Below are 15,484 nucleotides of genomic sequence, written 5' to 3' on the forward strand. Positions count from 1 at the left end.
GATTGAGTAAACTTGGTTAAGTATTTCAATCGTAGCATAGTCAATGGGACTTTTTGTGTCCTAAATACATTATTTCATACACCAGGAAATTATAGATTTATTCGGTTGTCGATAATTTTTTTATTGGAACGGCTACGTCCAGCTCCAGCGCCCAGGGACTATCAGACTTCCCGTACCTCCGTACGATAAGTCAACATCGGTTCGTTCCTCACCGTGTTTCCTTTATCTCCTGCGGTCCGGTCCAGTCTGTACGTCCCTAAACGGGCGCTTGCGCTTTTGTTATATGCTTTTCTTTCTTAATCGCTTTTGCATCAGGATGACAAAAGCTAGATACACAAGCGGCAATAAACCGGCAAATAATACAATCCCATTCCAGCCCGCACTGTCCCATATCGGTCCAACAGCAGAACTGCCCAGTGTTACCCCAATATAATAAGCAACCAGGTACAGGCTCGATGCACTTCCTTTATGATGGGTTGCCTGCTCCGTAACAGATGCAGCTGTTAATGCATGCGCGGTAAAGAAACCGAGACATAATACACATAATCCAATAATGATTATCGTTACTGACAAACTGAAGGTGATAAATGCACCGAGTGAGAGAACAATCATGCCCGAGATACGTACTTTCTTTAAACCAAGACGCGCTGCCAGCCAGCCTCCAAGAGGGGCTCCAATCACTCCAAGCCCATATGCAAAAAACGTATAGGAAATGCTCTCCAGTGACAGTGAGAAAGGTTCTGCCTCAAGATGAAAAGGCAAATAAGTCCATATGGAGGTAAATGAAAACTGAAGTACGACTCCAATCCCAATTACGAGAAGAATAGCGGGATTTTTCAAATGAAAGGCCATTCCTTCTATATCCTTTTTAAATGGTAGTTTGCTGGCTTCAAAAAAGTTAGATTTTGGCAATAGAAAAAGCACTACAACTAAAATCAACAACCCAATGACGGCAAACACATAAAAAGCCGTCTCCCATGAGTAATGGTCTGTTACGTACCCTGTAACGACTCTTCCTGCCATTCCACCAAGGGCATTGCTTGATATGTATAACGCTGTCGCAACACCGACACTTCGTCGATCAATTTCCTCATTAAGGTATGCAAGTGATGCTGCAGGCAATCCGGCAAGCGCAAATCCCTGTATAAAGCGTAATAGCACAATGAGGTAAAATGAATCAGCTATTGGAATGAGGAAGAAAGGAATGACAGAACCTATTAACGAGATCTTGATGAAAAATGTCCTGCCAACCCTGTCTGAAAAAAATCCAAGAATTACTAATCCAATGATTAGACCGACAATCGTCATTGATAATGCCAATGTCGATTCGGAAACAGAAATATTAAACTCACTGACGAATAATGGTAGTAGCGGTTGGACAACATACATGCTCGCAAACACAAAAAAGGATGCGAAAGCTAAACTGAACGTAATCTTCCAAAATTGAAAGTCTTTCATACTATATTTCTGCTGTTCTTCCATCGAGTACACTTCCTATAAGATTATGTAAGAAAAATTTCTTCTATCTTTACTATAGCATAATAATTTCAGCTATTAATAGAGCTGTACTGACGACGAAAATAATCTTTCAACCCTGTTTTCGCTTTTATTCTACAATCTTTTACTCGATTCTACGGTATTTCCCAGGAAATATATTTCTGGGAATACCGGAAGTTTCAGCCATCACCTCTGCTTTTATACTAGTACGAATGACACTTGGAATGTCCATTGCTTATAACATAAGTTTGTCAAAAACGTAGGGTGTCATGTAAAGCTTTGTTCGGATTAATTAGTTGCACTTATACAAATAAGATTGTTTAGATGCGAACAAAAGCGCAAGCGCCCGTGAAGGGACGTACGGACTGCGCCCCGTCCTGTGGGGTGGTTCGACTTGTCGAACATTCCTACGTAGGAGATAAAGGAAACACGACGAACGTAGAGACTCGATGTTGACTTATCGTACGGAGGCGAAGGAAGTCTCGCTAGTCCCTGGGCGCTGGAGCTGGACGTGACCGTTTAGGTGTATGAATTAATTGCCGCCAAAATTTTATACATTCTTATCTGCTTAGAAAACTCGGCATACGCCAAGCCTTTAGGACAAATGCCTTAGTTGCACTTATGTAAGTAAGAAAGTTTTACTTTCTTACTTGCCAAAAAAGGCAGTCCAAAAATATGGATGCCCTTCGTTTAATTTCTTTTTTTAACTTATTCTTCTGTAATTGCTTCATAAAGTTTTTTCGTTTCCTCAAGATCAACAATCCGCTGTAAATCTAGCAACATTAAGAGATTACCATCGATATTAGCTACCCCTCTTATGAACGTATCTCTTACTCCACCAATAAGTCTTGGTGCTGGCTGTATCACGTCACTTGAAATATCTTTTACTTCAGTTGCTGCATCAACTATTAAACCAACCTGCATATCCTGAACAGAAACGACAAGGATTCTACTGTCATCTGTATTTTCCGTTTCTGCAATACGCAGACGTTCTTTCAAATCAATAATTGGGGTAGTTTCTCCACGCAGTTCAGTTACTCCTTTTATAAACTCAGAAGTTCTTGGTACCTCCGTAATTTCCTGTAATCTCTCAATGGAAATAACCTGCTGGACATCAACCCCAAAGGATTGATCCTTTAACTTAAATACGATAAACTTTGTCAGTTCTGCCATTATACAAGCCTCCAAACTTTATTTGACCAATGCATTCGGATCGATAATGAGGGCTACTTCACCGTCTCCCAGTATTGTTGCTCCAGATATTGCAAAGACATCTTTCAGATAGTTGCCAAGTGATTTTAAAACTACTTCTTTTTGTCCAATAAATGAATCAACTATCAATCCGGTAAGTTTTTCTCCTTTTTTTACAATTACAACCGAGTATTCCTGCTCCTCAACTACTTCATTCGCAGGAATTTCAAATACTTTTGCCATGGAAACAAGCGGAATGACCTTACCTCTGAAATCCATAACCTTGTTACCATGCGCGTACATGATCTGGTCTTTCTCCAATATTACCGTTTCAATAATAGAAGATAATGGAATCGCATATGTTTCTTTCTTAACCTTAACAAGCAATGTTGCGATAATTGAAAGTGTTAACGGCAATTGAATCGAAAATATGCTCCCCTTGCCAACTTTTGATTCTATCGAAATCTGTCCACCCAGTGATTCAATTTTATTTTTGACCACATCAAGACCTACCCCACGGCCGGATATATCCGATACTTTGTCCGCCGTACTGAACCCTGAAGACAAAATTAAACGAGCTACTTGATTATCGTCCAACAAATCTGCTTCGGAAGCAGATATAACTCCATTTTCAATCGCCTTAGCCTTTACTTTCTTACGATTTATTCCTGCACCATCATCTTCAATTTCGATAAAAACATGATTTCCACTATGAAATGCTCTTAATATAAGATTGCCTTCTTCAGGTTTGCCTGCCTGTTTTCGGGCCTCCGGTAATTCAATACCATGATCGACAGAGTTTCGGATTAAATGGACGAGCGGATCTCCGATTTCATCGATAACCGTTCTATCAAGTTCTGTTTCCGCCCCAATAATTTCCAGATTTATTTGCTTATTCAAGTCCCTGGCAAGTCCACGGATCATTCGCGGAAATCGATTAAATACCTGTTCAATCGGAACCATCCGCATTGCCAATATAAGGCTTTGCATATCTGTGGATACCCTGCTCAAATGTTCAACCGTATCCGTAAGGTCATGGTTGTCAAGATTTTCCGCAATAACCTCAAGCCTGCTTCGATCAATAACTACCTCTTCAAACAGATTCAGCAAATCATCTATTTTTTCAAGATTTACCCGAATAGTTTTGGAAGCAGTAGTACTGCTTGTAACTGGCTTTGATTCCGCTTCAGCAGTTGCTGCTGTCTCTTCTTTTACTGCAGAAACGGTGTTTTCAAAATCAACCGACGTCTCCTGCTGTTTATCAGAATTTGAGATAGTTACGAGATTGACGATTTCCACATTTTTAACTTCAGAAACTTTACCGATGATTTCTTTGATACTATCCGCTGCCACTTTGGACAGAAAAACCATTGAAAAACTCTGTGCGAAATTACCTTCTTCAATTTCTTCCACCGAAGGATTTGTACGGATAATCTCCCCACGACCTTCCAGTGATTCAAAAACCATATAGGCACGTGCGCCTTTTAGAATACAGTCATCCGTCAGTTCAACAGTTATTTGATATGGAAAGAAACCTTGCTCTTTTGCCTGGTCCACAATTGTAATTTGGAATTCATCAAGATCAAGTTCATTCGAATGGATAAAATTACTTTCATTTACATTATCTATCTGTACGATGGGATTAACCGGCTCTCCTTTTTCAATTTGATCAAGTCGCTGAACGAGGCCTGTAACATCCTTTTTCCCATCATTTCCTTCACTGATGGAGCTTACCATAGCCTCCAAATATTCTATAGCTTGGAATATAATATCAATAATATCTGTTGAAACAGTTAATTTATGATTACGAATAAGATCGAGTACGTTCTCCATCTTATGAGTTAGTGAAGCAATATCTTCATATCCCATTGTGGCAGCCATTCCTTTTAAAGTATGGGCTGATCGAAATATATCATTAACCAGATTAAGGTCTTGGGGCTGTTTTTCCAATTTTAGAATATTATCATTTACTGCCTGTAAATGTTCACGGCTTTCATCCAAAAACACTTCTAAATATTGATCTGTATCCATATGGCATTTCCTTTCTCATTTCCTATTTTTCTTTGTATGCTATGTCCGATGAAAAGCTATTTTAAGAATAGCTGATTAACCTTTATGAAACAATTGCTATCACTTATATATGTAGGTTAAATTTCCTAATTTTTATATCGGCTTGAGGATGGTAATTGTGAAGATTAATATTTAGATGCTGTTTGTAATTGTTCTATTTCTCTCGTCGTCAATATAAAGTGCGATATAACTTCTATTTATGTTAAAACTGTAGCACTCGTAATGGACTTCGGCAACCGCAGCCTTGTATACACTCCGCTTTCCACGGGCGGCTGGTGAGCCCCTTCATGCTACGCATTTCAGTGTCTCACCTATGCCTCTCTTCCCGTAGGAGTCTCCGTGTATACGGGCTGCTAGTATGAAGTTATTTTCCAAAAAAATTCTGCGTAAGAATAATCTTTTACATTTGATTTGCTCTCTACGCATCCACATTTTTAAAACCTCCCGTAATCATTAATATTCAAGATAGTAATTAGCAGCAATCTTCTTACCAGCTCTGGGGAATACACGGAGACTTCTGTGGGAGCAGAGGCATCGTTGAGTCAACGCAGCGCTTTAGCGCAAGTTGGCTCACCAGCCGCCCGCGAAAATGCGTAGTTTATTCCCCAGAGCGGTAGCCGAAGTAACTTGCTTCCATCATCAGTTACAAGTCTATCGTAAATAACAGTTACTTCGCATTTAACATATATTGTGGTTACATACTAAAGTATTTTATGCAGGACGAGTAACCGCTGTCTCAATACAATACAACTATTTTTCAATTCCAAATAGGATAACAAAAGAAAAACAGAAAACAGAATAGCTATCCTGTTTCCTGCTGTAACTGTATGTTATATTCGCTTCAATCCAACAATAAAAATAAGTTCAAATCACCGGCACTTTCAAAAATCGCTGTTAAATGAATTGCCTTATCATATCCCGATAATGTCGTATTCCCCTGCATAATCGTTGGTGCAGTAATATCTGTCTTAATACCATTTTGTACTATATTTGTTGAAAGGTTCCCCGCTAGCATATTCCCTAGTTCTCCACTGAATGATGCGAGCATTTCTCCTTCAACCGCCATTCCAAACATAGCTTCCCCAATTGTGCCAAATACGGTATGTTCTCCACTCAAAATTAATTTACCTTTTAGATCACCCGTGAATCCTATTAGCACCCCAAATTGGAGACTCAATGATTGTCCAAGCAATTTAGGCTTTGAAAGCTGATAATCCAATGGAACAATAGATTTCAATGATGCGTTGGTGCCGTTCAGCAAGATGGTAACCGAACGATTTCGTGCTTCTGTAGATAACGGCAATAAAAAAACCTCCTCATAACAATAGATAACTTATATAAGTATTCAGAACTGATTTAAATTAATTTAATTTTCGTACCATGCACTTATATGTATGCTATCTATATCGACCGCATTGACAAAGAAATGTAGGAGTTCATAAATTGTTTTGCAATTGTAATTATTGAAAGTGATTACAGTTACTCCTAATATTTCTTATCATAATTAAAAAACTCGGCAAATGTATATACAGACAGGAAAGTTTAATACTTTCCTAGTTATCAACAAAAAGAGAGCTGGCTTTAACCATGCTCCCTTAATAATCAGTTCTATAGGACATATTATTATTCACTTACATTAATTTCATAATTAGGCAAAATGAGTACTTCGACCCGTCTGTTTTTAGCCCGGTTCTCATCACTCGTATTTGGAACAAGCGGTTTATGCTCACCAAACCCCTTCGCACTAAAAACTGTCGGATCTAGTTCTTCATTCTCGAGAACAAGACTCATAAAGTTCAAGGCTCGAGTCACACTGAGTTCCCAATTAGAGCTGAATTCGGACGTGCCAATCGGAATATCATCAGCATGGCCGCTAATTACAATTTGGTGTGGCGGTTCTGTATAGAGGAGTCTGGCAACATCGCCGGCAACTTCCCTTCCTTCTGCTTTAACCTGGGCACTACCGGAATCAAAGAATACGTCGTTGACGATTGTAATTAATAAGCCTTCATCCGTTAATTCAGTGCCAAATTTATCTGTTAGGCTATTTTCATATATATAATGTTGAATCATGGATTGCAACTGCTCCAGTCGAAGGAGTTCTCCCTGTGCCTCTTCTTCTTCATACTCATCCATATTATCATCTTTCTGCTCATCTCCAGGTTCTAATGGAGATTCGACAGGGTTATCATTATGTTCGAGAATTCCTGTACCACTGCTTGAAAATTCACTGCGAAAAAAACTCGCAAGTTGTTCATATTTCTGGACATTGATATCACTCATTGCAAATAACACAATGAAGAGTGCTACCAGAAGTGTAAGCAAATCGGAATAGGGAAGCAGCCAAGATTCATCGATGTGTGAATGCTTTTTCTTCTTCCGTCTACTCATCGAAATCCCTCTGTTTCATTGCTGCCAACTCTTTCGTGGATAGCAATGATCCGAGTTTCTCCCTGACAATCATTTTGGAATCGCCAGTGGTAATGGAAAGAATCCCCTCTACCATAATTTCTTTTTGGAGCACTTCCTTCTTGGATTTCTCACGTAATTTATTTGCGAATGGATGCCAAAGAACATACCCAGTAAATATTCCCAGTAATGTAGCTATAAAAGCTGCCGAGATGGCATTTCCAAGGGCATCAATATCTGACATATCACTGAGGGCAGCAATTAGCCCAATTACTGCTCCTAGCACTCCCAATGTCGGTGCATATGTACCAGCTTGAGAAAAAATGGAAGCACCCTCTTCGTGCCTTTGTTCCATTGCATCGATTTTCTCCAGCATAATGTCTTTAATAAAATCCGGGGGCTGGCCGTCTATTGCAAGCTGTAATCCTGAAGACAAGAATGGGTCTTTTACGTCTGCCACTTTTTGCTCCAACGTAAGTATTCCCTCTTTTCTTGTCTGGTCGGCCCATTCACTGAACATTTCAATAAGGTCCTTTGTATCTGTCTGATTTTGCTCTGTAAACAAAATTTTAAATAGTGCCGGTACTTTCTTCAATGTGCTTGATGGAAAAGCAATCGTCACTGCCGCAACCGTTCCCAAGAGTATGATTAAAATTGCAGCTGGATTCACAAGCGCCATTACATTGACTCCTTTAAGCACCATCCCTGCTCCAACCGCAATAATTCCTAAAATTAATCCAATAATTGATGTTCTATCCATATGCTACCCCCCTGATCGTTAGAAATCACCTTACTTTGATACGTGTAAATTCATAATTTCTATTATATTTATCGGTACATTTAGGAAGGTATGAAGTACTTCTTCTGAATGTGAAATATTTTGATTATTAGCAGCATATCATTTGATAAAATTCGGGGAGTGACAGGCACCAAAATTCCCAGTAAAATATTACATGACGAGTAGAAAGGATGGACGACATGCTACATACATTTGAACTTAACACAAGCAGTCATGCCGAGATGATTGAGATTACTTCAGAAATCGAGAAGTGGATTCGTGGCCAGGGCATATCTAATGGGATTGCTGTGGTATCCTCTCTTCATACAACCGCTGGAATTACAGTGAATGAAAATGCAGACCCAGATGTTAAACGGGATATGTTGAGGAGGCTGGAAGAATTATATCCATGGGAGCATCCAGAAGACAGGCACATGGAAGGAAATACAGCATCACATATGAAGGTCAGCACCGTCGGACATGCCCAGACATTGATTATTTCAGAAGGGAAACTTGTCCTTGGAACTTGGCAAGGTGTCTATTTCTGCGAATTTGATGGGCCGAGAAAAAATAGAAAGTATACAGTAAAAGTAATTGAGGGATAAGGAACAATTAAATGTTCCATCCCTTCCTTTTTTTGAAAGTCTCTTTTCGTAAGTTTTTTGCTTTTCAATAAACACAAATAAAAATTATTTTTGTAAATTTTCCTGATATTTTTTACATGGTTACTTTGACTTATTTATATAAAAAAATTTAGGTAGTTTCTTTTTTAAACACAACTTTCATAATTTTCCTCCTATAACTAGTACATATAGCCGGTTATTTTTTCCCTATTTCTTATATAAAGGCAGTTAAACATCCCGAATTACAACCCCTTTATTTAAAATATCAAAATATAAATTATATAGAAATTATTGTAAATTTTTACTATAATGTAGGAAACAGACGTTCTTTCAGGTTGTGTAAACGCCGTTAATTTTGCCTTTAATAAATAGAAGGGAGGAAAATTAGGATGAAAGAAAATACAATTCCTGATGGGGTTCAAAGTGAATACACGCGGGCTAAGAAGTATATTGATGAGAATGAGCTGATTTTCCGTAACAATCTGCTGCAATCATTTCTGCACAAGAAAGAAAACTGGCTTCTATTGGAACACTCCATTCGTTGTTCTACAGCTGATGCAAAGAAGGATTTGGATAAGGCTTTCCAGGAACATCTGGCAGAAATAAGATTAATTAGTCAATTATCCAATGAACTGAGAAGGTATGCAATTCGTTATGATCAAAAATTTAAACGTGACAGGAAACGGCAATTGTTAATTTTGGATCAGCCAATACTGGATGAAGATAACAGCAATACTTCGATGGTGGATCTTATTGCCGATCAGCATGCACTGCCACTTGATCAAATAGCATTTGAAAATGAAAAACACTTGGAAAGTAACATTGAAAATCCTGCTCTATATCATGCTATTCGTTCCCTAACACCTAGACAGAAATATATATTGGAATTATCGTATCTCTTCAATATGACAGATACGGAAATTGCTACAAAAGAAGGTGTCTCCCAGCAAGCCATTTCGAAAACACGAAAAACTGCATTATCCAATATAAAAAAGCAACTATTAGAAAAGGAGGGTAAACATGAATGAAATTGCCACTTTCACATATTTAACTCAACTGTTGCAGGATGTCGGATTCCCAGTTCTTGTTACCTTGTTTTTATTGATTCGTTATGAAGTTAGAATCGAAAAATTGGAAAAGCATTCGGAAAACTTAACAAACGTTATCAAAGATTTAAGGAGGGATATTTCATGACTCGACTAATCGATTTAACCAAAAAAGTACAAAAACAAAATGATATGGAATCATTGGAAATTGTTCTTCGTTTGTTTGAGCCTAAAATCAGAGTCTCTTTGAAGCAAACTTCTCCTCAGGAGCGGGATGACTTATACCAGGAATTAAAAATAAGAACGATTGAAATTGTCCGGCAGTACGACCTCAGTAAGACATACGGATTCTGGGAATTCACGGATAAAATCAAGGAGCAATATCCTTTCGTTTATGCTAAATCGAAATAATATTTTCCAGATGATACTAAGAATGACAATAACATTTAGAATGAGGGAGGAAACCACATATTACATCATCTACAAACTACCCAGTATTCTTCCGTACTAAAATGAAATACTCCAGTATTTTCCGTTCTCTTTCAAAAGAGAACGGCTACATAAATACGATAGCCGCCGAGTATTCATTAACGATACGCCCCCCACTTTATATGTGGGGGAGAGCCTCTGCCTAATCTCCTTTATAAAACACTAATCTGTCTCTCCTTTCAGCCAAATTGTACAGGCTTCAACATACTGCTTTCTCAAATAATGAATTTAAATAAATGTTTAGGCAAATGGAAAGGGGGAACAATTAACTGTTTCCCCCTCTCCACTTTGTTCACTATTAACCATTAACCTTCCCTAATTTTTCTGCTGAAAGTGGTAGCATATATTTTTTTGCCATCTCAACTGCATTTTCTGCTTCAATATATCCCCATAAATCATCTAAAGTTGGTTTGGAAGTAGCCTTTAAAATGCTTTTTACATCATTCGGGCTGAGGCTTGGATTAGCTTCAAGCATGAGGGCAATAACGCCGGCGCAAATCGGTGTTGCCATCGAAGTACCGGATAGCTGTATATAATCGCCATCAACTATCAGCTCCTGGAATTCTGACTCAACTGCAGATCCTGAAGCCAACAGGGAAATGATATTTGTTCCAGGTGCATAAATATCCGGTTTTACAAAAGAATCGATGGTTGGCCCTCTACTGGAGTAGTCTGCAATCGTATCGTCCGTCCGTTCCAATGTTCCTTGATCATCTGTAGATCCAACTGTAATGATAAATGGGTCGATAGCCGGTGTACTGATTGTCGATTTAGCAGGGCCACTGTTTCCTGCAGCAGCACATACAACAATCCCATGATGCCATGCCATCTGAGCAGCCAGTGACATCGGATCTTCCCTAAAAGATTCATAGGCTGGTGCACCAAGGGAAAGGGAGATAATGCGTATATTATACTTTTCTTTATGTTCCATACACCATTCCAATCCTTCTATAATTGTGGATAATCTACCACTTCCCTGCTCGTCCAATACTTTTATCCCAATAACAGACGCTTCTATTGCCGGTCCAATGTATTTTCCATTGGATAGAAAGCCATTACCTGCTGCATCACCAGCACAATGGGTTCCATGTCCGTTATCATCATATGGTTCGCTCTGTCCATTGACAAAATCCTGAAAAGCTACAATTCTATCTATTGGATTGGTTAAGTCTTCATGCGGATATATACCCGTATCGATTACGGCTATTGTAACGCCCTTCCCTGTTAGATTATGGTGTGTGTGTACATTTACGGCTCCAATGTGATCGCTGGCGATATCAAGATAGGCACTTACAATCCTGTCATAAAAGATTCGATCTACTGCTTCATGATCTTTTATCTGTTTAATCATTCCAGGAGTTAAATAACCTTTCATACCGTTTATACTAGGTAGTTCTTTTTCCAGCTTGTTGTGGGAATCATGATTGCAGGTTTTAAGGAGATCGTCTTTTTTGTCTTTGTCACAATTCTTCTTCAAATAAACGATGATGGGGATTTCATTCGTGCTCGTATCATCCGGGTCAACTTTTCGGTTCGACCGCAATTGCTGTACCAGACCAGGGTCCAGCTTTCTTTCAGCTTCTTCAAACCATATTCTTTTCCGGTTGCTCATTATCTTCCTCCTCGCATTTTTTTGACAAACTTCTTCAATAACAGATTATCAATACGAAATTATTAAAACAATCCGACAACTTTACTATTTTAAAACGCTTCTTTCCTTTTACATTTTGTAAGAATGACATGATTAAAATAATTATTTACCTACTGTACTTTCTACTTGATGACAAGCATACAATTTATTAGATTTTAAAAGTATCAAATTTTGTGATAATATATTAGAAAGCGTTTACAGACATTCAAAGGGGGGCATTCACTTGAAAGTATTAACTTCTTTTTTTGACCGGATGGTTCAAAGGTACTTGCCGGATGCATTTTTATTTGCCATTATTTTAACATTTGTAGTCTTTCTGTTAGGTGTGTTTTTTACAGACAGTGGTCCTGTCCAAATGATCGAACACTGGGGAACCGGATTTTGGGATTTACTAGCTTTTGCAATGCAGATGTCACTCGTTGTTGTTACAGGATACATTCTAGCCAATACGCCATTTATTAAAAACATTTTGGCAAAACTTAGTACACTTGCCAACACACCTAGTCAGGCAATTATGTTAGTCAGCTTTGTTGCCATTATTGCATGCTTAATCAACTACGGTTTCGGCCTTGTCGTTGGGGCGCTCTTTGCCATCCATGTAGCGAAAAGAGTCCCATCCGTCGATTACCGTTTGTTAATCGCCAGTGGATACAGTGGTATGCTTGTCTGGCATGGGGGGTTTTCCGGATCTATTCCATTAACGATTGCTACACCGGGGCATTTTCTTGAGGAATCAATGGGAGGAACAATTCCTGTTGTAGAGACGTTATTCAGTCCTTTTAATATTTTTGTTGTCCTTGCATTAGTAATTACTTTGCCTCTGTTTAATCGCTATTTACTGAAAGGTACGGACCCTCTCCGTAATACGGATGTTTCTTTGTGGAAGACTGATGTTGAAGACGAAACAGAACAAGAAAATGTGCAACCTGCAACGCCAGCTGAAAAATTGGAAAATAGCCGAATCGTTTCCTTCGTTATCGGATTTATGGGGCTTGCATTCATTTTGTCTCATTTCGCCACAAATGGCTTCGATTTAAATCTGAATATTGTTAACTTTATCTTTTTATTTATGGGGATTATTCTTCATAAAACGCCAAGACGTTTCCTGGATACAGTAAGTAAAGGCGTTAAAAATGCAGGCGGTATCATCATTCAATTTCCGTTTTATGCCGGAATTATGGGGATGATGGTAGCTTCTGGTCTATCTGCACAAATGTCATTAGGCTTTGTAAGCTTTTCATCTGAATATACCCTGCCATTTTTTTCCTTTATCAGTGCCGGTATCGTGAACTTTTTCGTGCCTTCCGGTGGTGGACAATGGGCCGTGCAGGGTCCAATCATGATTCAGGCAGCTCTTGAAATTGGCGCGGATACAGCCAAAACTGCAATGGCTGTTGCGTGGGGAGATGCATGGACAAATATGATCCAGCCGTTTTGGGCACTTCCGGCATTGGCAATCGCCGGGCTGAAGGTTCGCGATATTATGGGATTCTGCCTCATGATTTTGTTTTTCAGTTTTATCCCTATTTCCATTGGTCTTCTATTATTTTAAACCAAATTATCCCCGATTCTGTTAAAGGAGTCGGGGACTTTTTAGTTTTATCATTGAATATCTTTTGTAGGCAAAAAAGGCTAATTTTTCGATTAACAGGGATGAAGTTCTTCTCTGCCTCACCATCCTTTGAAACGAATCTATACTATAATTTCTCTAAGTCGGACTGTAGATTGTTTATAAAAATGCTCTAAAAGATGTTCCTGACAATGGGGGTGCATAATCTTTTCTTTTTACAGTACTATTTACTAAGAATCATACAGATAATTAGACCTATGAAATATCTTATTTTCGTACTATTTACACTTGTGAATCGGTGCACGATTATTTTATGATAAGGTTATAGGAGGGGACGTGTTGACTCAGGAAATAATTGACGAGTTGCTGGATGCCATCACAATATTACTGGATGACCTTAAAGATATACAGGAAAACAGCTATCATATGGATGAATTAATGAATCAGCTGGAATTACGTGTCAATGATGTGGAGATAAATATACTTGGATTGGAACAAAATGCACAAAATCTTAATGAAAAATTATCCCAAGTATTGGAATGTGTCATGAGTAGGGCGAAAGAAGAGATCACAGACTATAAAGCAATCAGCTAAGCGTGCTATGGCAGGCTTATTTTTTTTGGTTCTTTTTGTCTTATCCAATCAAAAAAGTAATCGTTTTTTCCTATTGAAAAAAAGCGATTACTCTTAACTAGTTAGCCCTATCTTTACTCGGTTTCCTCGATCATTCGATTTAGGTTCTCGGCCGATTGTGTGATTGTTGAGGTGGAATGTTCAATACTATGAATTGCCTGCCCAAACACCTGTAAGTCTTCCTTTATATTCTCATTACTTATTTTTGTTTTTTCCATCATTTCATTAATCTCCTGGAATACCGTTTCCGTATGTGACATTTGATCCTTAACATCGGTTAAAAATCCCTGAACCTCTTGCAAGGATGAGGAACTGTTGAATATTTGTTCATTTGTTTGATTGACCAGATTTGTTACATTTGTTACAGAGTGACCCGTCTGCTCTGCCAATTTACGAACTTCTTCAGCCACTACCGCAAAGCCTCGTCCATGTTCACCCGCCCGCGCTGCTTCAATCGATGCATTTAATGCCAGTAGGTTGGTTTGATCCGCAATCGACTTCACCATACCTACAATATCCTTAATTTCTGTTGACATCACTTCCAAACGGGACATATCATCGTTAACCTTTGTTGTGCTTGCTTGCATGTCATCCAATGAGTTATTCATCATATTAAGTTGTGATTTCCCTTGTTCGGCTGCACCTTTGGCTACTTCTGCCAACGCTGTCCCTTGTTCGGAATTCACAATAACTGTCTCTACCTGAGCAGTCATCTCTTCGATCGATGCATTTGTATCTTCCGTCAATGTTGCCAATTGCGCTGAGGTTTGTTCAAGAGAGTGGATCATTGACAGTTTCCCCGCTGTTTCCTGATTCCTAAGGTCGGATACATGATCATCATAAGCTTCTAGAACGACCTGCTGCTCGAGATTCAGCAGCTTATTGACAACCTTTACAGCCAATGCTATATCTTCCTGACTGTGAAAGTTTTCCTCGATAATATCTACAAGCCCGTCGAATAATTTTTGAAAAGACGCAATGTACCACTTTTGGGTCAATCCGATTTCCACATGAACATGGGCTATTATTTTTCTTCTTTGAATAAATTCCTCATTCATTTCACCGGCGAACATTTCAATAATATGCTTTGTTAACGTTTGCTTTAATCTATCAATAGAACTGTTTTCCTTGATCATATCTATCAGATCAGGGTTATGCTCCAAATTTTTGTAAAAACCAGCCACAAGCGTTATACTGCCAGCTTCCACATAGCTTTTTAAAGCTTGAGCAACCGCAAAATCGTCATTCGTAAAAGCGAGCATTTTTAGTTGTTTCTCCAAATCTGATCCAGCTTCAACTCGTATTTTCGGGTTCATTTGCTTGCTAATTTCTCTTAAAGTGACTTCCTGTTTCTTTTTCTTTATCTTAAACAATATACTTCTCCCCCATTTTACCGATACTCTTTTTATCGGTTGCAATGGGGGAGAAGTTTAGCTTTTACATATTATTTTGCTTCTTTTAAAAGTATATCGTTAACCATCCACGAAAAGTCCAGTCAGCCGTCACATTCCAAATCCAGTAAAAAGC

14 protein-coding genes are annotated in these 15,484 nt (G+C 38.6%); 6 read left to right on the plus strand and 8 right to left on the minus strand.

The window, feature by feature from the left end:
* Positions 1–279: 279 nt before the first annotated feature.
* From MN204_RS06310 to motA, 6 genes are all read right to left on the minus strand, one after another.
* Entirely contained in the window at positions 280–1,482 is a 1,203-nt protein-coding gene (locus tag MN204_RS06310; protein ID WP_249870258.1) for an MFS transporter, read from the minus strand.
* 723 nt (positions 1,483–2,205) lie between these two features.
* On the minus strand, positions 2,206–2,670 hold the full coding sequence (locus MN204_RS06315; RefSeq protein ID WP_249870259.1) for a chemotaxis protein CheW: 465 nt from the start codon (positions 2,668–2,670) through the stop codon (positions 2,206–2,208).
* A gap of 18 nt (positions 2,671–2,688) precedes the next feature.
* On the minus strand, positions 2,689–4,719 hold the full coding sequence (locus MN204_RS06320) for a chemotaxis protein CheA (protein WP_249870260.1): 2,031 nt from the start codon (positions 4,717–4,719) through the stop codon (positions 2,689–2,691).
* A gap of 880 nt (positions 4,720–5,599) precedes the next feature.
* Positions 5,600–6,061 carry a chemotaxis protein CheX gene (locus MN204_RS06325; protein WP_249870261.1) on the minus strand — a complete coding sequence of 154 codons (462 nt, stop codon included), beginning with the start codon at positions 6,059–6,061 and terminating at the stop codon, positions 5,600–5,602.
* Between the two features lie 320 nt (positions 6,062–6,381).
* Positions 6,382–7,149, minus strand: coding sequence for a flagellar motor protein MotB (gene motB, locus MN204_RS06330; protein ID WP_249870262.1), 768 nt, complete (start codon positions 7,147–7,149; stop codon positions 6,382–6,384).
* Positions 7,142–7,927, minus strand: coding sequence for a flagellar motor stator protein MotA (motA, locus tag MN204_RS06335; protein WP_249870263.1), 786 nt, complete (start codon positions 7,925–7,927; stop codon positions 7,142–7,144). Before motA ends, motB begins: the two co-directional genes overlap by 8 nt.
* A 218-nt stretch (positions 7,928–8,145) precedes the next feature.
* On the opposite strand from motA, the gene MN204_RS06340 reads away from it, so the two are divergent.
* From MN204_RS06340 to MN204_RS06355, 4 genes are all read left to right on the plus strand, one after another.
* The gene (locus tag MN204_RS06340) at positions 8,146–8,550 is read left to right on the plus strand and encodes a secondary thiamine-phosphate synthase enzyme YjbQ (RefSeq protein ID WP_249870264.1); all 405 of its coding nucleotides are present in this window, start codon (positions 8,146–8,148) and stop codon (positions 8,548–8,550) included.
* A 407-nt stretch (positions 8,551–8,957) separates the two neighbouring features.
* Entirely contained in the window at positions 8,958–9,596 is a 639-nt protein-coding gene (locus tag MN204_RS06345; RefSeq protein WP_249870265.1) for a sigma-70 family RNA polymerase sigma factor, read from the plus strand.
* Positions 9,589–9,762 (plus strand): YvrJ family protein, encoded by a 174-nt coding sequence (locus MN204_RS06350; protein WP_249870266.1) that lies wholly within the window; start codon positions 9,589–9,591, stop codon positions 9,760–9,762. The genes MN204_RS06345 and MN204_RS06350 overlap by 8 nt, the downstream gene beginning before the upstream one ends.
* Complete coding sequence (locus MN204_RS06355) at positions 9,759–10,025, plus strand: helix-turn-helix domain-containing protein (RefSeq protein WP_249870267.1); 267 nt, start codon at positions 9,759–9,761, stop codon at positions 10,023–10,025. The genes MN204_RS06350 and MN204_RS06355 overlap by 4 nt, the downstream gene beginning before the upstream one ends.
* A 376-nt stretch (positions 10,026–10,401) precedes the next feature.
* On the opposite strand, the gene MN204_RS06360 is transcribed toward MN204_RS06355, so the two are convergent.
* Positions 10,402–11,715, minus strand: a complete 1,314-nt coding sequence (locus tag MN204_RS06360) for a S8 family peptidase (protein ID WP_249870268.1) — start codon at positions 11,713–11,715, stop codon at positions 10,402–10,404.
* Positions 11,716–11,977: 262 nt separating this feature from the next.
* On the opposite strand from MN204_RS06360, the gene MN204_RS06365 reads away from it, so the two are divergent.
* Both MN204_RS06365 and MN204_RS06370 read left to right on the plus strand, forming a co-directional pair.
* Positions 11,978–13,306: a short-chain fatty acid transporter gene (locus MN204_RS06365; RefSeq protein WP_249870269.1), complete on the plus strand. Its 1,329-nt coding sequence runs from the start codon at positions 11,978–11,980 to the stop codon at positions 13,304–13,306.
* A 357-nt stretch (positions 13,307–13,663) separates the two neighbouring features.
* A complete protein-coding gene (locus MN204_RS06370; RefSeq protein WP_249870270.1) occupies positions 13,664–13,918 on the plus strand; it encodes a hypothetical protein in 255 nt (84 codons plus the stop codon).
* A 113-nt stretch (positions 13,919–14,031) separates the two neighbouring features.
* On the opposite strand, the gene MN204_RS06375 is transcribed toward MN204_RS06370, so the two are convergent.
* Positions 14,032–15,330: a globin-coupled sensor protein gene (locus MN204_RS06375; protein WP_249870271.1), complete on the minus strand. Its 1,299-nt coding sequence runs from the start codon at positions 15,328–15,330 to the stop codon at positions 14,032–14,034.
* Positions 15,331–15,484 lie beyond the last annotated feature (154 nt).

Source organism: Oceanobacillus saliphilus, assembly GCF_023522835.1.
In the GTDB taxonomy this organism is placed as follows: Bacteria; Bacillota; Bacilli; order Bacillales; family Amphibacillaceae; genus Oceanobacillus; species Oceanobacillus saliphilus.

Bases quoted from the DNA above. Each gene is read 5' to 3' on its own strand.
- MN204_RS06310 (WP_249870258.1), bottom strand. From the start codon at position 1,482: ATGGAAGAACAGCAGAAATATAGTATGAAAGACTTTCAATTTTGGAAG.
- MN204_RS06315 (WP_249870259.1), bottom strand. From the start codon at position 2,670: ATGGCAGAACTGACAAAGTTTATCGTATTTAAGTTAAAGGATCAATCC.
- MN204_RS06320 (WP_249870260.1), bottom strand. From the start codon at position 4,719: ATGGATACAGATCAATATTTAGAAGTGTTTTTGGATGAAAGCCGTGAA.
- motB (WP_249870262.1), bottom strand. From the start codon at position 7,149: ATGAGTAGACGGAAGAAGAAAAAGCATTCACACATCGATGAATCTTGG.
- motA (WP_249870263.1), bottom strand. From the start codon at position 7,927: ATGGATAGAACATCAATTATTGGATTAATTTTAGGAATTATTGCGGTT.
- MN204_RS06340 (WP_249870264.1), top strand. From the start codon at position 8,146: ATGCTACATACATTTGAACTTAACACAAGCAGTCATGCCGAGATGATT.
- MN204_RS06345 (WP_249870265.1), top strand. From the start codon at position 8,958: ATGAAAGAAAATACAATTCCTGATGGGGTTCAAAGTGAATACACGCGG.
- MN204_RS06350 (WP_249870266.1), top strand. From the start codon at position 9,589: ATGAATGAAATTGCCACTTTCACATATTTAACTCAACTGTTGCAGGAT.
- MN204_RS06355 (WP_249870267.1), top strand. From the start codon at position 9,759: ATGACTCGACTAATCGATTTAACCAAAAAAGTACAAAAACAAAATGAT.
- MN204_RS06360 (WP_249870268.1), bottom strand. From the start codon at position 11,715: ATGAGCAACCGGAAAAGAATATGGTTTGAAGAAGCTGAAAGAAAGCTG.